This window comes from Bacillus sp. AFS023182 (assembly GCF_002560575.1).
Lineage (GTDB): Bacteria > Bacillota > Bacilli > Bacillales > Bacillaceae_G > Bacillus_A > Bacillus_A arachidis.
In genome coordinates, this window is sequence record NZ_NTRO01000027.1 from 1 (window position 1) to 18918 (window position 18918).

The 18918-nt window shown below is 34.6% G+C and carries 19 protein-coding genes and 1 pseudogene; 7 read left to right on the plus strand and 13 right to left on the minus strand.

The window, feature by feature from the left end:
• Window positions 1-177: 177 nt before the first annotated feature.
• Window positions 178-426 (plus strand): hypothetical protein, encoded by a 249-nt coding sequence (locus tag CN288_RS14440; protein WP_098302525.1) that lies wholly within the window; start codon window positions 178-180, stop codon window positions 424-426.
• A gap of 153 nt (window positions 427-579) precedes the next feature.
• Here CN288_RS14440 and CN288_RS14445 read toward each other — a convergent pair.
• From CN288_RS14445 to CN288_RS14480, 8 genes and pseudogenes are all read right to left on the minus strand, one after another.
• A pseudogene (locus tag CN288_RS14445) lies at window positions 580-1167 on the minus strand (GNAT family N-acetyltransferase).
• Between the two features lie 378 nt (window positions 1168-1545).
• Window positions 1546-2124: an ATP-binding protein gene (locus CN288_RS14450; RefSeq protein WP_026592917.1), complete on the minus strand. Its 579-nt coding sequence runs from the start codon at window positions 2122-2124 to the stop codon at window positions 1546-1548.
• Between the two features lie 302 nt (window positions 2125-2426).
• Complete coding sequence (locus CN288_RS14455; protein ID WP_026592916.1) at window positions 2427-3473, minus strand: DUF2332 domain-containing protein; 1047 nt, start codon at window positions 3471-3473, stop codon at window positions 2427-2429.
• Between the two features lie 113 nt (window positions 3474-3586).
• Window positions 3587-4186, minus strand: a complete 600-nt coding sequence (locus tag CN288_RS14460) for a hypothetical protein (protein ID WP_026592915.1) — start codon at window positions 4184-4186, stop codon at window positions 3587-3589.
• A gap of 174 nt (window positions 4187-4360) precedes the next feature.
• Window positions 4361-5404 carry an autoinducer 2 ABC transporter substrate-binding protein LsrB gene (gene lsrB / locus CN288_RS14465; protein WP_098302526.1) on the minus strand — a complete coding sequence of 348 codons (1044 nt, stop codon included), beginning with the start codon at window positions 5402-5404 and terminating at the stop codon, window positions 4361-4363.
• On the minus strand, window positions 5401-6399 hold the full coding sequence (locus CN288_RS14470; protein ID WP_098302527.1) for an ABC transporter permease: 999 nt from the start codon (window positions 6397-6399) through the stop codon (window positions 5401-5403). The genes lsrB and CN288_RS14470 overlap by 4 nt, the downstream gene beginning before the upstream one ends.
• Window positions 6396-7373, minus strand: a complete 978-nt coding sequence (locus CN288_RS14475; RefSeq protein ID WP_098302528.1) for an ABC transporter permease subunit — start codon at window positions 7371-7373, stop codon at window positions 6396-6398. The genes CN288_RS14470 and CN288_RS14475 overlap by 4 nt, the downstream gene beginning before the upstream one ends.
• Complete coding sequence (locus CN288_RS14480) at window positions 7370-8863, minus strand: sugar ABC transporter ATP-binding protein (protein WP_098302529.1); 1494 nt, start codon at window positions 8861-8863, stop codon at window positions 7370-7372. The genes CN288_RS14475 and CN288_RS14480 overlap by 4 nt, the downstream gene beginning before the upstream one ends.
• A gap of 179 nt (window positions 8864-9042) precedes the next feature.
• Between CN288_RS14480 and CN288_RS14485 the strand changes: the two genes are divergently transcribed.
• The 5 genes from CN288_RS14485 to CN288_RS14505 all read left to right on the plus strand — a co-directional run bounded on the left by CN288_RS14485 (window position 9043) and on the right by CN288_RS14505 (window position 13723).
• Window positions 9043-9993: a sugar-binding transcriptional regulator gene (locus tag CN288_RS14485; protein ID WP_026592910.1), complete on the plus strand. Its 951-nt coding sequence runs from the start codon at window positions 9043-9045 to the stop codon at window positions 9991-9993.
• Window positions 9993-11555, plus strand: a complete 1563-nt coding sequence (lsrK, locus tag CN288_RS14490; RefSeq protein WP_139265525.1) for an autoinducer-2 kinase — start codon at window positions 9993-9995, stop codon at window positions 11553-11555. The genes CN288_RS14485 and lsrK overlap by 1 nt, the downstream gene beginning before the upstream one ends.
• A gap of 25 nt (window positions 11556-11580) precedes the next feature.
• Window positions 11581-11943: a cupin domain-containing protein gene (locus CN288_RS14495; RefSeq protein ID WP_026592908.1), complete on the plus strand. Its 363-nt coding sequence runs from the start codon at window positions 11581-11583 to the stop codon at window positions 11941-11943.
• A gap of 6 nt (window positions 11944-11949) precedes the next feature.
• Window positions 11950-12732, plus strand: a complete 783-nt coding sequence (gene lsrF, locus CN288_RS14500) for a 3-hydroxy-5-phosphonooxypentane-2,4-dione thiolase (RefSeq protein WP_098302530.1) — start codon at window positions 11950-11952, stop codon at window positions 12730-12732.
• Window positions 12733-13003: 271 nt separating this feature from the next.
• Window positions 13004-13723, plus strand: a complete 720-nt coding sequence (locus CN288_RS14505) for a DUF4386 domain-containing protein (protein ID WP_090690073.1) — start codon at window positions 13004-13006, stop codon at window positions 13721-13723.
• Window positions 13724-13730: 7 nt separating this feature from the next.
• Here CN288_RS14505 and CN288_RS14510 read toward each other — a convergent pair whose 3' ends face one another.
• Window positions 13731-14315 carry a Crp/Fnr family transcriptional regulator gene (locus CN288_RS14510; protein WP_090690723.1) on the minus strand — a complete coding sequence of 195 codons (585 nt, stop codon included), beginning with the start codon at window positions 14313-14315 and terminating at the stop codon, window positions 13731-13733.
• A gap of 259 nt (window positions 14316-14574) precedes the next feature.
• Window positions 14575-15066: a DinB family protein gene (locus tag CN288_RS14515; RefSeq protein WP_090690077.1), complete on the minus strand. Its 492-nt coding sequence runs from the start codon at window positions 15064-15066 to the stop codon at window positions 14575-14577.
• 675 nt (window positions 15067-15741) lie between these two features.
• On the opposite strand from CN288_RS14515, the gene CN288_RS14520 reads away from it, so the two are divergent.
• Window positions 15742-15927, plus strand: coding sequence for a hypothetical protein (locus CN288_RS14520; RefSeq protein ID WP_026592901.1), 186 nt, complete (start codon window positions 15742-15744; stop codon window positions 15925-15927).
• A gap of 68 nt (window positions 15928-15995) precedes the next feature.
• Here CN288_RS14520 and CN288_RS14525 read toward each other — a convergent pair whose 3' ends face one another.
• From CN288_RS14525 to CN288_RS14535, 3 genes are all read right to left on the minus strand, one after another.
• Complete coding sequence (locus CN288_RS14525) at window positions 15996-16322, minus strand: antibiotic biosynthesis monooxygenase family protein (RefSeq protein WP_090690080.1); 327 nt, start codon at window positions 16320-16322, stop codon at window positions 15996-15998.
• Window positions 16323-16404: 82 nt separating this feature from the next.
• Window positions 16405-17622, minus strand: a complete 1218-nt coding sequence (locus tag CN288_RS14530; RefSeq protein ID WP_090690725.1) for an MFS transporter — start codon at window positions 17620-17622, stop codon at window positions 16405-16407.
• A gap of 90 nt (window positions 17623-17712) precedes the next feature.
• On the minus strand, window positions 17713-18756 hold the full coding sequence (locus tag CN288_RS14535; RefSeq protein ID WP_090690082.1) for an ArsR/SmtB family transcription factor: 1044 nt from the start codon (window positions 18754-18756) through the stop codon (window positions 17713-17715).
• Window positions 18757-18918 lie beyond the last annotated feature (162 nt).

Sequence of the window (18918 nt, forward strand, 5' to 3'; positions counted from 1 at the left end):
GACTTTTATAATGGAACAATTCCTTCTATGTAAGCATACTTCTTCCTGCGTCAGTTCTCTTCCGCAAGGAGAACCATTAGACTTTTATCTAACCACTATTCATCTCCCACCTACTCATTGGACCATGTCCTACCCATTCCTTGAGGTGGGAGTTTTCTGTCGGGAGATAATAAATTAGTGGAAGTAGCAGTTTTAACTGGCAGGGAAAATTATCGTATTTCCAATGAACATTGTTCAGCCTATCGGAAAAAACAAAAAATTCTCATCTTAAATTCTAAAACGATGTTGAGATCCCCTCCCCCTTCATTAACAGGGTTGTTTGTGGAATGGAGTTCATCGAAACAATCCAACTTTTTTATAAAACAGAAAGTTAATCCAAAAAGAAATGAAACCATTTTGATGAAGAGTTTATCAATACCTAATTGAACTACCCCCACCTACCGTTACGCGCTTGAGGTAGGGGTCTTCTCGCTAAATATGATAAATAATTTTAAGAACATTACATATTTTATATGACTAATAGTAATGTCCTTTCTTATTCCAGAATCGCGCCCTTTTCTGGAACAACAACATTTTCTTTTAATGATTTTTCATCCACTCTGACTTATTCAATATATAATGATTATATAGTTCGTTTTCTATCGTCTGTTGACTCAGATAAGTAAATCCACATTTTTCAATTACTTTATTTGATGAAATGTTGTTAATTAAAGCTACTGCGTTAATGACTTCCAAATTTGTATTTGTAAACAAATAGTCAATCAATCTTTTAGACGCTTTAGTAGCGTAACCTTTCTTTTGATATTCACTTGAAATAGCATACATAATTTCTCTATTCGGTAAAGGCAGCTCATCTTTTATGCCCGTACAGCACCAACCAATAAATTCATCTGTTTCCTTAATAAATACCCCTAGTTTTAAAAAATGACCATCTATGTTTGATGTATTTACAGCGGCATCAAGAAACGCTTTATTTGCTGGTATTTCGTAATTGGTAACCCAATCAACCCGCTGTTCTTTTGTTGATTTTCAGTCTGGCAAAAAATTAAATATTTCTGGTTGGTTTGATATTCTGTGAATACTATCTGCATCTTCAATTGAAAACTCTTGAAGATAAATATCTCTACAATCTATCCTAAATAATTTTTCTGGTGTTTTATGTTTCATAACTTTTCCCCTTGTATTTTTTTCACTTCAACTATTTGAATAATCTAGTTCTATTAAACCCTTTTCTCCCAGTATAACTTACAAATTCAAGATGAACCTTCAATTTCCTCTTTCCCCTAACAATCTGGCCCTTTAATAAACTAACATGACTGACGTTTTTTAATGTATTGTAGTGTTTGCAAAATAAACTATTATCACTAAAATGGCTAAAAAATAACTAATTTCGATTAAAAAGCAGTCTTTTTGGCATTTTAATCGACTTAGGGAAATGAATAAACGATTGTTACTTGTTCGAGCAATAGCACCGCATTATCTTTATAACTTCCTCTTTTTAAATCAGTACACCTTATGTAAAACTCAAACATCACTGAATAATAATCAACGAACAACGGATAAACATGTAGCAATATGAACAACTTCTTTAATAACAAAATCAACTTCCTCGTTGTCTTTAATTACAAATAAATAATCTGCTTCACCTTCTACTGGATCAGTTACATCTTCTTGTAGAGATTCAGTCTGTTGTCGATCAAGCACTTCTTCAAAATTAGAATAAGCACCCCTAAATATATTAGTACTTCGCCTACTTTGAGTAACTCGTTCAAGAAGAACATCATCAGGAATATCAAAATGAACCAAAATACGGATAAACTCATCTTTATTAAATAACTCTTCAAGCAAGTACACTCGTCCATTTCGACTTCGATTTGAGTTGCAAATAATAAGATTTAAATCAGTGTGTTCTTTTGCATAATCGACAATTAGCTTTGAGAGGGCATGCTTAAGAGTATTAGGCCCTAGTTTCGGTTGTAAGTTCTTATAAAAAGTGTTTATAAATTCAGCGTGGTTATCTTGGTCCATAACAAAACAGTTATTTAGCTCTTTTTCTAGAGCTCTTGCAAATGTAGTTTTCCCACTATGGGTTTTACCTACTGTAATAATTACTAACCTTTTCATAGCTTCAACCTCCATTATTAAATGATCATTTTGTTACAACTTTGAAATAAAAATACATTAGAATTAAAAGCACTGCTTTATTAAGATGAAAATATAGGACTCAGATGAAGATACAATTTATTTGTTATCATCACTTGAGTTTCATTTTAGATATCTATTGTATCTTTTTCTTAATATAGTAATAGTCCATTCTGCTGCATCTCTCTGTAATTTTTTTGATTTAAAAATATAAGTTATAATAAGTAAGCGAGGAATTATAATTCGAAAATAAAAAGACAACTGATGATAGTTGTCTTTTACTTTTAGCATAACGACTTATCTTCCAATCTCCAACTAAACCACCGCGCATGACCATCTGTTTCCCCAACCGTTTCACGATATTCTTTTCCATTTATAAAATAATCAAGATGAAGATCTCTATCCCACATGTTGTTATAAAGATGGAAAACATCGCGTTTCGCTCCGATTTCTTTCACTTTATCTACTAAGTTATGTTTTATACTCTCTGGTATTTGATTCGCCACATGTGTGTGGAAAATGCAAATTACTGCATCATCTGGAATTTGTTCCACAACTTCTGAAAGAAGAGCTACTCCATCCCCTTCTATCAGTTTCACAGATTGTTCTTTTAAGCAAGCTGCTGCGTGATCAAACATTTCAAGTCGTTCTTCATGCTCAGGCCAAATAAGTGAGCGTAACCATAAATAATCTTCTTCATTCTTTAAATCATTTATATGTAAATCAAGTCCGATTCTTTCTATAACAGGTGGACTTTGTGGTAAGAAAAATGGCTGATTGTCCCCTTTTATTTCTGATTTCAATTGGACATTAGAATGTATATTTCCATATACTCCTCCTGTTCCATATGAATAACTATATTGATCCCAGAACAATTGTAGACCCGCACTTGTCCCAATTTCAATTAAAGCTAATGGTTTATTAACTTTATGAAACATATAACAAAAACTCGGATATAAATATGTACACCTTCTTACTTCGTTTGTTTGTACTAGCTTTGTTTTTAAAATATCGATTATCTCTTCTCGATGAAGCTTACAAAAATCTTTAAAATGGTGAAAAGCATGTTCTAGATTTTTTTCTGGATTCGCAACAAGACTACTATAATATTGTTTTAATACATGACTATTCCCTTTCAATAATAAATAGTGAACGGCACCAAGTAATAAATTAGGAGTTGGCTGACCAAGTTGTGCGTGTGACGCTAATGCAAGAATTTCCTCATCTTCTGAAATTTCCAATGATAAATGTTCGTATAAATCGCTCGACCCTTTACTTTCCTTTATAGAAAAATTTCTAAATAAGTTGGAGATTTGTTTTGGTGTAAGCATTTATATTCCTCCTGACCATAAGTTCGAATATTCAGAATGATTATAACATAAATGGTTGAAATAGCATATTTTTACAAATAACCTTTTCATTTACTTAAAATCACAAATGAAGTTTAAAAATATATCTCCACACCATTAGGATCTTTTTGTTTCTTTTGATATAAAGGATTAAAATATACATATTTCAATGCCGTTTTACTATCAAGAATAGTTTCAATATGATTTATTTTTTTTTGAAATAGAAATGAAAGGTCCTGTTCTAATCCCGTTTTTTTTGTTGTCATTACAATTTTCTGTACTTCTTCTTTAGCCTGACTATCATCTATTGCATCCAAATTTGTTTGTAATTCAATTCGAAAACCATATGGTGTTGAAATGAAGCTTCTCTTTTCTCCTATATTTACTTTCCACTTTAATTTTTCAGCTTGTGCACAAATTGATTCACTTTCTTCTTTTGACGTTAAAAAACCAATATGATCAAATTTAATACTTTTTCCATAGCCAAAGGTTATATTAATCTTACCCTTTCTAGCCTCAATAATCCGAAAAAGTACCTGTTTATCACGAAAATCATCCCACGTTAATGGCGAATTAAATTGTTGAAATTCTCCATTATACTTTCCAATCCTGTTAGAAATGCGAAACCCATACTTTTTATAAAAATTCTCCATTTCTTCTAAATAAGGCGTCCAAAAATGATAATGAAATAACATTCAAATCTCTCCTCTGTATTCTATATATTTAATATAATTGTATAAACATGGCGTTATAATCACCTCTACCAGAAGCGGGAATTCTATTAATTTTTCTTCATACTTTTGAGGGATAAATTCTATCAAAAACAATAAAAAGTTCATTCCTTTCTATACAGGAATGAACTTTTTACTTTAAAAATTATACTTATCAATATTATCCTTCGTGAACACAACTCGTTCCGGCAGTACGATAATTCCGTTTCCATCTGCTTCGTAGTCATAGCCTTGAATAGAATTCGGTTCCACCTTTACTTTACCTATATTTGGAACTTCAAAACTATCCCCAACTTTTAATTTCTTCCCTTTTACCACAATTTCATTTGCAACATAAGTTGCAAGTGCTCCTTGTTGTTTTACATCCCATAATCCAAATTGCTGAACCGTTCCTCGTTTTACATAATCAAGCATTACATTTGGAGTTGAAAATCCTGTCACAACTATCTTTTTATCCATTTTTAAGTTTTCAGCAGCCTGCGCCATTGCCGGAAGTGCCGTTGCATCAGGGCAAATTACTGCATTAATATCGGGATACGTTTTTAAAATACTTTCGCCAACCGATAATGATTTTTGTGCGTTATTTTCCCCGTACTGCGTCGTTACAATTTCCCAATTTGGATATTTTTCTTTTATAATCTCTTTTGCTTTTGTTACCCACTGGTTCTGATCTGTTACAGTCGGACTTGAATAGAAGAATGCTACTTTCCCTTTATCTCCAATTTGTGATGAAGTCATTTGAATTAATAGATTTGCAAGTTGCTCCGGCGTTCCTTGGCTTATATAAAATGAACGATCTTTCGGATTCACATCAGAATCCCACGTTAAAACGGTCATTCCTTTTTTCTTTGCTCTCTGTAATGATTGTGAAAGTCCATCAACTGATGTAGAGGAAACCATTAATGCATCATAGTTTTGATTAATAAAATTATTTATATACTTCACTTGGCCTGATACACTCGCCTCTGATGGTCCATCATATTTCACTTGCACGCCTAACTTATCTCCCATTTCTTTTGCCCCTTCACCACCCGATGTAAAGAAACCGACTCCTGTTAATTTCGGAATGAAAGCAAATTTTACATCATCTGCTTTTTTCTTGTCTGCTGTTTTGCTAGAACATGCGATTAAACCAATAATACAAACACACATAATGATTAAAATCCCCAGTTTTCTTCTCATGACATTTCCCCCTTATGCAATTTCCTTCTTTTCCACATAGTGAGTTGCTGTAATTTGAAATGCCTAATAATAACAGAGAGGATAAGTATAATGCCAATAACTACATTTGACTGTTCGTTCGTTAAACCTGTCATTTGTAAACCGTACTGCATCATACCAATAAATATACTTGCTAGTACCGTTCCGAGAATACTTCCTTTTCCTCCAGTGATGAGTGTCCCACCTAATACAACTGCCGTAATAACCGGCAGAATTGTCTCGCTTCCAATATCAGCTCGTGCTGAACCAAAATATGCTGTTAAAAAAGTGCCTCCTAACCCACCTCCTAACCCGGAAAGAATATATGCGATAATGACTACCTTTTTTGTACAAATGCCGGAATATTCCGCAGCTTTTTCATTCGTACCGGTTAGCGTAACATAACGACCATACCTTGTACGATGAAGTAAGAGTGCAAACAAAACAGTCAAAACGAAAAGTAACCATTGTAAATTAGGAATTCCTATAAAACTGCCATTTGCAAGTTGCACGTAAGAATCTGGTAACCCGCTTATTCCCTCATAGCCACTGGCATTTGAGCCACCCGAGATAACAAGTGCAATTCCTGCATATAAAAACATCGTTCCAAGTGTAACAACAAGAGGTTCCACACCTGTCATTTTAATAATTAGCCCATTGATACAACCGGCTAGACAACTAATAAACAAGGCAATAATCGTAGCTACAATAACCGGAAGTCCATTCATCCAGAGCACACCAATAAGAATTGAAGTAAGCCCCATAATGGACCCTACAGATACATCGATTCCACCTGTAACAATTACAAATGTCATCGGAATTGCGGCAATCGTAATAAAAACGAAGTCATTCATACTGAAAAGTAAATTACTAATATTAAAAAAATCATTGTTAAATAAGCCAAAAAGTATGAACTCAATAATAAGTAATACAATCAGAACCCCTTCCCATCTGAAAAATCCACGTGCATACTTCATTGATTCATCCTTCTTTCTTCCAGCTGTCTTATTCCCTTCCATTTTTTCAAAGTACTGTCTAATATAATAATAAGTAACAGTAAAAATCCTGATATAGTACTATTCCAAAAAGCAGGTATTTTTAAGAAGACTAGTGAACTACTAATAACTTCTAAAAAAATTGCCCCTAGTGCTGCTCCAAATATAGAACCTGTTCCACCTTTTAAATGTATCCCCCCGAGAACAGCGGCAGCAATTACTTGCAGCTCAATTCCTGTACCAGTTTGATTTGGCACAAAGCCGATATTCATAACAAATATGCATCCTGCAATCCCGGCGCTTATTCCCGAAATAATAAATGCATATATTTTCACCCTATTTACAGGTATTCCAATGAGACGTGCTCCTTCTCCATTATCTCCAGTAGCATAAAAATATCTTCCAAAAGGTGCTTTCGTTAAAAAAATATATAATAATAGTAAAATAGCCAAAATGATCCATACTGAAATAGGTAGCCCTAGTATCATAACAGAAGACATCTGTTTATAAGACTTAGGAATATCTTCAATCCATTTGCCACCTGTATAGATCAACATTGTTCCTCTAATAATTCCTAACATTCCTAATGTCATAATAATTGCCGGTACACGAAACATCGTAACCCCAATGCCATTTATCATTCCAATGACAGCTCCAAGCAAGATTGCAGCAATAATGGAAATTAAAATGCTATTACCATTTGTCAAAAACATCCCACAAACCGCTGCACTTAACCCCATAATAGAGCCCACTGAAACATCGATATTTTTAGTAAATAATACGAATGATTGACCAATAGCTAGTATGACTAAGATAAGACTTGATTTCATAATTAAAGAAAGCGAACTAAACTGAACAAAACTAGGATTAATCATTCCTACAAGTGCTATGTAAATAAGTAATAAAATGATAATGGATGTTTCATGCATTTTAAATAGATTTGAAAAACGTTTCATTCCGTTACACCTTCCCTTCCTCCATATGCGAGACGTGTAACTTCATCTATACAAATTTCTTCTTTCCCCAAGTGAGAAACAAATTCTCCATTTCTCATCACATATACCCTGTTTGCCAATTGAACAATTTCTTCTACATCAGAAGAAATCAATAAAATTGCAAGTCCGGATTGTTTTAAACTTTGAATTGCCTCGTACACTTCTAATCTTGCTTTCGCATCAATCCCGCGCGTCGGTTCATCAAGAATGATTAATGTAGGTTCACAGGCAAGATATTTAGCTAATACAACTTTTTGTTGGTTTCCACCTGATAAAGATGTCATTTTTTCATCTTTACTAGGTACGGCTATCCGAAACTTACTAATATACGCTTTAGTTAAAGCGCTTTCTTTTTTGTGGTTTAAGAAAAAAGTACTGAGTCGGTGTAAAGACGCTGACGTTATATTTTCTTTAACAGATGCAATTGAAAAGATACCATTACCAGCCCTATCCTCAGGAACATATACCAACCCTTCATCTAGTCGTCTACTCGTCGAATACTTTGCAATTGACTTTCCTTCTAATAAAATAGCTCCCGACCGCACAGGTCTTAGCCCATATAATGCTTCTGCTAATTCCGTTCTACCTGATCCAACAACACCAGCAATTCCTACAATCTCTCCAGCATGTACGGTTAATGATATATTCTGAAATATATCACTCGACAGATTTGTTACCTCTAATACTCGTTGAAAATGTTTTATCGTTTCTTGAGGCGCCTCTTTCTTCTTCTCTTGTTTATAATCTTTTGGCAATAATCCCTCCATTAACATGTCATATGTATAGTCTGATACATTCCCTTGATTCACAATTATTCCATCTCGTAAAATAGCTACTTTATTCGCAATTTCAAAGATTTCCGGAAAACGATGCGTAATATAAATCATCCCAATTCCCTTTTCCTTTAAGCTTTTCATTAACACAAAAAGACTCTTTATTTCATGAGTTGTTAATGTCGATGTTGGCTCATCTAAAATAAGAATCTCTGCTTCTCTTATTAATCCCCTTAATATTTCTACTAATTGTTGCTGCGCAATTGATAATGAACTTCCAATTGCACTTAGCTCTATGTTCCATCCTAAACTTTTTATCAAATCTTTTACCTTTTTACGAAGTTCCTTCTTCTTTGCTTTTATTCCGATACATATATTTTCTTCAATTGTCATATGAGGAAAAATTAACGGTTCTTGTGGGATTAAATAAATACCATTTGAATGTGCTTCTGCTGGATTAGAAAAACTTTGCTCTCTTCCTTTTACATACATCTCCCCGGCATCATAAGAGTATAAACCCGTTAATATCTTCATCAATGTTGATTTCCCAGCACCATTTCCTCCTACTAGAGCGTATACATCTCCGCGTTCTAATTCCAATGTAACCTCTTTTAATACAAGTTGGTTTGAGAATGATTTACTAATTTGTTTCACCTCTAATAAGGGCACATTCTTCACATCTTGTCATCCTCCTTTATGCGGAACAATTTTTGAGAAAATGATTTTTTGTTCTACTTGTTTTGTAGCATTGTATATCCCTTTTTTCATATCTAGAACAAATTTTTCTTCAGCATAATGGCTATTTCTATCGGTATAAACAAAATACATAACACATATGTTTAAGCATTGGTCAATTGTTGAAAGGGATGAAGAGAATGTCACAGCTGAGTTTTGAAGAAAATTTGTTAACAAAAGTAGCCTGGTATTACTATAAAGATCATTTAACGCAGCAAGAGATCGCTTCATTGCTTCACATCTCACGAAACAAAGTCGTTCGGTTATTAGATAAAGCACGAGCTGAAGGTGTCGTTACATTTCATGTAAAAGGTACAGGTTTACATTGCCTAAGCATTGAACGTGAACTGATTAAAAGATTTCATTTAAAAGACTCTTTTGTGATCCCTACGCCAATGGAAAATCCACCTTATTCTTTAGGAAAAGCTGCAGCGCAATATTTAGAGACTCATTTACAGCAAGGAGATTTACTTGGCATTGGTTGGGGAGAAACTATATCAAAAATGCTAGAAAACATCCATTTTGACATATCTATACAACCTTCGATCGTTACTCTTACAGGTGGTGTAAATCACTACCTTCCTAAAAAACAGAACTATCTCAATCACATGCAAGGAGAACTTCATATCATTCCCACACCATTTTTAGCATCTACAACTGAAATGGCACAAAGCATTCTTTCAGAACCAGCCGTTAAAGATATGCTACATGTCGCTTCACTTGCTAATACAGCAATAGTCGGTATCGGTGGTTTATCTCATGATGCAACAATTGTAAAAGAAGAAAAATTAACGCTTCGTGAAATGACCTATATACGTAGTCAAAATGGTGCTGGAGATATTCTAGGGCAATTTTACAATACACATGGAGAATTACTAGAACTTCCGCATCACGCTCGTTTAATTGGTACACCTCTTCCTGTTCTTCGAAAGATGAAACATGTAGTTGGTGTAGCTGGGGGTGAAGACAAAATAGATGCAATTTACGGGGCTTTAAAAGGTAAATTCATTCATACATTAATTACCGATGAGGACACTGCACTCTCCCTATTAAGAAAGGAAGGTGAATCATAATGTCTGCTCTATTAGCTTACGACGCAGGAACTGGTAGTATCAGAGCTGTTCTTTTCGATTTACAAGGAAATCAGCTGGCTGTAAGTCAAAAAGAGTGGGTTCATAAACCCGACTCTCGTTATCCTGGTTCTATGAATTTTGATGTGATAGAAAACTGGAAACTCGTTCAAGAGTGCACGAAAGATGTACTCAAAAAAAGCAATATATCCCCTTCTTCTATTAAAGGAATTAGTGCAACAAGTATGCGCGAAGGATTTGTTCTATATGATAAAGATGGTCAAGACATATGGGCATGTGCGAACGTTGATGGCCGTGCTTCTTTTGAAGTAAGTGAGTTAAAACAGATTCGTTCAAACCTCGAAGTAGAATTATATGAGAAGTCAGGGCAAACTTTTGCACTAGGTGCCTTACCTAGATTACTTTGGCTCAAAAAACATCAACCCGATATATACGATACAGTCCATTCTTTTACAATGTTAAATGATTGGATTCTCTATAAGTTATGTGGTGTGTTACAAATAGACCCTTCAAACGGATGTACGTCTGGTATATTTCATTTACAAAATAGAACTTGGGATAATTCCATTGCTGAGCAATGCGGCCTAACTTTAACATTTGCCCCAAAAGTAAATGAAGCAGGGACAGTTATTGGTCATGTAACAAAACAAAGTGCAGAGCTGACAGGGTTACACGCAGGAACACCGGTAGTTACTGGAGGTGGCGATGCTCAGATGGCCTCACTCGGTTCAGGAGTTGTAACCCCTGAACAAACCTTTATTTGCGGAGGTAGCTTTTGGCAACAAGAAGTAAATATAACAAGCCCAAAAACCGACCCAAACGCTCAAATTCGCGTCAATTGCCACGCTATCCCTACACTTTGGCAATATGAAACAATCGCTTTCTTCCCAGGTCTTGTTATGCGATGGTTTCGAGATGCTTTTTGCCAAGATGAAAAGGCACTTGCTACTAAACTAGGTGTAGATGCTTACGAACTATTAGAAGAACAAGCAAAACATGTTCCAATCGGATCATATGGTATTATTCCTACCTTTTCAAATGTAATGAATTATATTTCATGGCGCCACGCCGCACCTTCTTTCATTAATTTAAGCTTAGATGCTGATAAATGCGGAAAGAAAGAACTGTTCCGTGCAATCGAAGAAAACGCTGCATTTGTAACACTTGGAAATTTAAAATTAATAGAATCATTAACTGGAAAATTCCCTTCTGAAGTTATTTTTGCAGGTGGTGCTGCAAAAGGCAAGCTCTGGCCCCAAATTGTTGCGGATGTTCTCGGAATTCCTGTCAAAGTACCCGTTGTGAAGGAAGCTGCCGCTTTAGGAACAGCAATTGCCGCTGGAGTCGGCGCTGGCATATATGACTCTATGGAGGCTACTTCTCAGGAATTTGTAAAATGGGAGAGCTCATATGAACCAAATGCTGAACATCACAAACTATATCAACGATTCTATCAAACATGGAAATCAGTTTATGAAAAACAACTCCCACTAGCGGATGAAGGATTCACATCACATATGTGGATTGCTCCAGGTGCACTGTAACACATTACATAAAGGAGTGAACAGTATGCTCAAAGTAAATGAAAATGATTTCGCCTATCGCTTTGGTAACCACGGTCCAAAGTATTTAATAAAGGGCCCTAATATTGACCTTGGTGTTGTAGTTATTCAGCCTGGGGAGGAATTTCAAAATCATTATCACACCACATGTGAAGAAGTTTTTTATGCTTTAGAAGGCGAAATTGATTTCTATATTGATAATGAAAGGGTCCCTGTAAAACAAGGTGACGTCTTACAAGTTCGCCCTCACGAATCTCACTATCTTATTAACCACTCAGATCAAATCTTTAAAGCTGTTTTTATTAAGTCACCACATTTACAAGAAAAAGATACTGTACAAACAGAAAATCCAAAATTAATAAAGGAGTGATTGACAATGACTTGGGGATTTCAAAATCGATTAAATACGATATTACCTGATGGAAAAGCAGTTATGTTAGCGATAGATCATGGTTACTTTTTAGGCCCTATCCACGGATTAGAACAACCTTTAGAAGCAGTAAAGAATTTACTTCCCTATACAGATTCTCTTTTCTTAACAAGGGGCGTACTCAATTCCTGCATTCCTGAAGACTGCAAAACACCAATGGTAATGCGTGTTTCAGGTGGTCCAACTGTAGTCGGTAAAGATTTAGCAAATGAGACCATTGTTACACCAATTAAAGAAGCACTGCGGCAAAATGTGGTTGGGGTTGGTGTATCTGTTTTTGTCGGTTCAGAATATGAAACACAAACTGTTAACAATTTAGCTAATGTTGTTTCTGAAGCACATGATTACGGCTTACCCGTTCTCGGTATTACAGCAGTTGCAAAAGAACTCCAAAAACGAGAAGTACGATTTTTAGCACTTGCATCACGTGTATGTGTGGAAATGGGTGCTGATATTATTAAAACGTATTACTGCGAAGGATTTGAAAAAATTACGAGCACATGCCCTGCCCCAGTCGTCATTGCAGGTGGCCCAAAATTAGACTCAATCGAAGACGCTTTAACAATTACATACCAAGCATTGCAAGAAGGTGCTATTGGGGTTGACATGGGACGGAACATTTGGCAATCCGAACACCCAGCTGCAATGATTCAAGCGATACATGGTATTGTCAAAAACGGCTTGCATGTAAAAGAAGCACTTGAATTATATAATGAAGTGAAAAACTAGAATAATGAATGAGAAAGAGCCATAACGATTTCTCCTTTAAGAGAGAAAAGAAATAGTAAAATGACAGACCAAATATTTAGGTCTGTCATTTTACCGTTAAGCTATGTTATATTTCTCTGTTTATGTTTGAAAAGATAAAATACCCTAACCGTTAAGCTAGCTGTGACAAAATACTGTATCAAAAATACTTCGGACTCTTGATTTAAGTCAATGACCAGTCATTATCTTCCTATTAAAATGAAATCACCTTAGTAATATAGGAGGGTATATTATGGCTACTTCAGTAAAAGAACAATCATATCAAAGAAAATCTGCTCTGGTTGCTGGCATATTACTTATCATCATGGCACTTGCTGCATTTTTTTCCTATGGCTTTGCCCATGGAAGTCTTGTGGTGCAAGGGGATGCCAGCGCCACTTTTAATAACATTAAGTCATCAAATATGCTTTTCAAAGCTGAAATCTTCGGTTGGGTCATCATCCTGATCACTGACATTATGATCGCCTGGGCTTTCTACATGTTTCTGAAGCCAATTAATAAAAATCTTTCATTACTTGGTGCATGGTTCCGTCTTATTTATGCGACTATATTGGGAATTGCCATACTGAATTTAATCTTTGTATTGCTTCTCTCGAAAAGTACAGACTATTTATCATTATTTAAAATGGATCAACTTCAAGCACATATGATGCTGTTTCTTGAAGCATTTGAATCTATTTGGTCTATAGGATTGATCATTTTTGGCGGACACCTCATGATTGTAGGCTATTTGGTTTTCAAATCCGACAGAATACCTAAAATCATTAGTGCCTTATTGTTGCTTGCTTCAATAGGCTATATTGTCATTAACTTATTTAACACGACTCTTTCACAATATGATGCGGTAATTTCAAATCTTAAAATTGTATTTAATGTACCAATGATTGTAGGAGAATTGGGATTTGGTATATGGCTGCTATTCAGGGGAGGAAAAGTCCATAAAGGTGTATGACAATTCCCTAAAATTTATCTTTATTGATTCGCTTCTTGATTCTACTTAATGATTCTGGGGTAATCCCAAGATAACTCGCCAATTGATGTTGGGGTACACGATCGACTAAATGAGGTCGTTTTCGTAATAGTGCTTTGTAGCGTTCTTCTGGGGTAGATGCAATAAATGAAGCCAACTCATCTTGTACCTCACCAAATTTGTGCTCGATCATCTTGCGTGTCATTGTTTCCAATTGTGAGTATTTGTTATACATGTCCTTTTCGGAGTCAAGATTACCAACGACCAATATACAGTCTTCTAGACAAATTAAAGAGTACGCGGATGACTTATCTTGTCTATGATGATTGAAATTCGAAATGGCTTGTTCTTCTGTATAGAAATTGGATGTAACCTCTTTTCCTGTTTCATCTATTGAATACTGTCTAACACATCCATTCAATACAAAATAACACTTAGTTGGAACATCTCCTTGTCTAAGGAGTATTGTTCCTTTTTTATATTCCTCAATTTGTACATCTTCAACGATTGCCTGTTGTTCTTCTTCGTTTAGTGTTGTAAATCTAGTCATATACTTCATTAATATTTTTTTCATTTCCCTCTCCATTCAACTCCTCTGATTAAGTCATTATGATCAATATCATCTTTGTGTTACAAAACTTCTTAGCAAGAACCTATTCAATCATACCTTTGAACTTTCTTTTTTTATTATAAATCTACTTTAATATAGGCTTTGGTAAATAGTATTGTTGTTTTTCAGGTATAAAATATGGGAACGTCCGATTTGGACGTTCCCATTCTTATTCCATTAAAGCCACCTGCAATGAAATAACTGTAAAGCTAATGTAGCTTTTTTAAAAGCTGCGTTTCCCTACCCAAGCTCCTTGCATTTTACTTAGGTATACAATTTGCCCAATATGATATGCGTCGTGCAATGTTAAACTCTTCAGTTCAAGCACTAATGATCTTTCTCCAGGGATCTGTCTATACAAATCTTCATGTTCTGATTTTGCTAGTATTTTTTCAAGTTCACGATGAACGTAAAAGTATTCTTGTTTTGTTTCCTTCCAATTTTGAAACGTCTCAGTTGGTAATCGAAATGTAGATTCATTATCTTCTGCCTGGGGTTCATTCGCTGTTTCACCAAGAAATCGCATCAGAAGTCTCTTTTTATAGAAAAGTAAATGACAAACTAATTCCCAAATAGAATTCATTCCCCCCTCAACTGGTTTCCAAATTGCCTGTTCAAAAGTAATATCCTCTAGCACTTTCTCAAGTGGTGGAAACCAGTCTTCTTCATCTAAGCAACTTGCCCATTGTTGTAACAAAAGTGTCTTTACATCCATTTTCTATTCCCTCCAATTTAATCCCTTTAATAGATAATCCCTTTTTCAATTAAACTGGCCCTTTTACGGAACAATGAACGTTTGATTACTCATAAAATTCCGTTAACATCAATTTATCATAAGTTGTGTTAACTGAGAAAGAACAACTGTCTAAAACCATTTTGGTTAATTATGTCCGCTAACGCCATTAAAATTCACTCGCTCTCGGTAATTTCAGTTCATTTCAGAACGATTGTTCGAGTGAATCAAATAACAACATTATTCTTTAACAAAGCCTTCATAAAAGATTGTACAGCATAATAACCTATGGCATAACCTACGCCAGAGAAGAAATAAAAATTATGATACAAGAATGCATACTGTCCGAAAAAGGTTTGGACTATTTATTTACTACCAAAGAGGTTAAATATTATAACCTTACATAATTATTTATTCATCATTATATCTTGATGTTTATTCTGAAGGAAAACCTTATTTTTCCCCCTTTTTTAAGATCCAGTCCAATGCTATTGATTTGAATACCCCTAATTGCTTTATTTATATTTAAATAGGACACTAAATAAGAACTGTTTTACCCAAATATAAATTGATTAATACATATCTAGTCCAAAAAAAAAACATGAACATATTATATTATAACTCTCTAACAAATACTCTAAGAAAGGAGCTATCTATATGTTTGAAGACAAATCTAAAGTTAATTACCCATATGAATTTGCAGAAACTATAACAACACCAGTTAAAAAACCAAATTACACAAAATTTAAAAATAATACAAACACACAACCTTTGGTTATTTCAAAACATTACGTTGAAAAACTTCTATACTCCGAAAGAATCAATGCACCTAAAAACAAATAATCAAAGTTCTTTAAGAAAGACTACATCCATATATAGATGTAGTCTTTTACATACGATGTTTTTATAATTTAAGACTGTTGATAAGCACCCTTCGATGATTTCACATAATACACAGCATGCTCTGCTTTAATAATATGATCCGGTTTTGGTTTCCCGCGACCTTCTCTATGTCCAGCTATATGTTCTTCGCTTGTCTCCCAGCTTTTCCACGCATCTTCAGATTCCCAGCGAATCAGTACAACGACTTCTTCGTCTCCTCTTCTCACCTTTTTAACGAGAACACTTAAGTCGATAAATCCTTCAAATTTTTCAATGATGCCTTCTCCAGTAAAATGTTGAACAACAAGATCTGAAGTTCCTTCTTTCACTGTAATCGTTTTCGTTTCAATAAACATGTATCCCACTCCCTTTGTATGTAAATATTTCTAATATTCTTCCATTATAATTGATTATGATAATTATTTTCAATTAAAACATTTAAGCTGATTTTTCTTGAACAGCTTCATCAAGAAATTTAAAGTACGGAAGTAGTATTCCAGCTAAAGAAGTTACACATATGATAGATCCAATTAATACATATAACGCCCTTACTCCCCATATTTCACTCAATGTTCCTCCAACTAAAACACCTAGTGGCATCGCACCTCTTATTAAAAATAAGCGCACCGAAAATACTTTTCCCATCATATCATTTGGCACAACTTGCTGGCATATTGTCGTGTTATGAACATTAAAAAATGCCATGCATACACCCGCTATAACTTCAATAAAAATTGCTAAAGAGATACTGTGATTGAATCCTAGCGAAATATATGTGAGCCCTCCTATTAATAACGCTCCAAGCATGAGAAGACGCCGACTACGACGCTGCACTTTCCCGACAAATATAGAGCCAATTACGTATCCTAGAGGAAAACCTGCCATAAAATATCCGTAATCAGCATAGCTTGCTGAGAGGTCATCTATTATATACGGAAGATTGATAACCATCGTTACGCCGACTCCAAATTGAACAAATGTGAGAAAAACACCTAACCAGAAAATAATGGGTTGTTTGAAATAATATGTAAATCCTCCAATAGATTGCTTTAACCAACTTTTACGAACTGTTTGAGCTACTCTATGCTCTTGTATAAATAGCAGTAAAGCACCACTTATAAATAGAAACAAACAAACGAAAAATAAAGTTAGCTTTACTCCTATAAACTCAATAACAATTCCCCCTAATACAGGGGCTAAAAACATCATAAGGCGAACCATTCCATCAATATACGCATTCGCTGATTGCAGCTCTTCTTTTGATACAATTGTTGGCGTAATCGCTTGATTGGCTGGTACGTAAAATGGAGTGATGAGACCCACTATCATTTGTACAACAAAAATATGCCATGTTTCTACATTCCCAATGATTATCATAAATAAAGGAAGTGAAAAAGCTAGTCCACGTGTCCACTGAGATACAATCATAATCCATTTCCTGCTCCATTTATCAATGAAAGGACCAATGACAAGTTGTAAAAGAAGCGACGGGATAAAGTAAAGTAGCCACATACTTCCTAAGGCCACTTTTGAACCTGTTAATTGATAAATAAGAACAGAATTACATAGCGTACCAAATGCACCACCTAATTCGGAAATCGCGCTGCCAATCCACATAAAGAAAAACGATCGATTTTTTAAAATATTTTTCCCCATTTTGCACCAACTTTTCTTTTTCATTCTCCTCCTATTGTGCATATTCTATAAAGGTAAAATCATTATACCTTTTGATGTACAAATGCATAATTAATGATTTAAATAGAATTCCAACTCTTTTGATATAGCCTCTAATGCTTTCTTTTTTAAACTATACTTAGCATCTAGAATATCAACTAACTTCGCAGATCTTAAAATTTTTAAATGATGATGAATTGTTGATTTTCCAATATTCAACTGCTCCGTTATCTCCTGCAATGTACGATCTTGTTCAAACAATAATTTTACAATGCGTAACCTCGCTTCATCACCCAATGCTTTATGTTTATGCACTAGAAAATAACTTGGCTCATATGGATCTTCTGGATGTATACTTTCATTTGCAATTGGATAATGAAATATTTTTATATTTTCTATATCAGCTTCGATATTCCATGGTCGGTACGTATATTGCGGGATAAGAAGAACATGATGTACACTGGGCTCTGGAGAATAAGTAACACCGCCTGTTGCCCATTCAACAAATTCTTCTGGTTGCATTTTTTCATTCATTTGACGTTTCGTTTCATAGTCTTGTTTTAGTATGCGTGACAGTTTTTCCGCTTTAGGTTCTATAACAGCTTCATACCATCCTGTCATCACTGCAGTGAGGTGCTCTGTCAGCTTTTTTATATCCACTTTGCAAATAAAATCGATGTAAGCAGGGAAAAATGGATTGCTATTTGTGATTTCTTGTAGTTCTTGAACTGCTTCCCTCTCCCCATTGGCTGCATTCTTTCTCATTTCTTCATATTTATAGCCGACAAATGGAATACATATATACTTTAATTCAGATTCTAACAACGAATTGATATACTGAGTAAACTCATATAAATCCTGAAAATCTTCTTGATATAATAGTTGCAGTAATGCTTTCCACGTATTATGTTTCTCTACGAAATGTAAATGCTCTTGCATTTCCACCGATAATGTTTGTCTAATCTCCTCCCATTCATTTCGAGATTTTTCTAACGTATCAATCAGCCTAGTATTCGTAATGGCTGCAATCCCAAGAGCACATTCGAAAAGTATCGAATACTTTACTTGAACGTCATATGTTTCCCTTTTTCTACTCGTTACATGTAAAACTTCCATTGTATCCCTCCTTATTTTGTTATGTATTAAATTCTATAAATATCGAATTTAACCTTCTATAATTTTAGAATTTTAAAAAATCTAAAAAAGACGCATATATCATTGGTACAAAATTAAAAATAACCATAAAAAAAGAGATGCAATTTGGTATTATCCCATTTA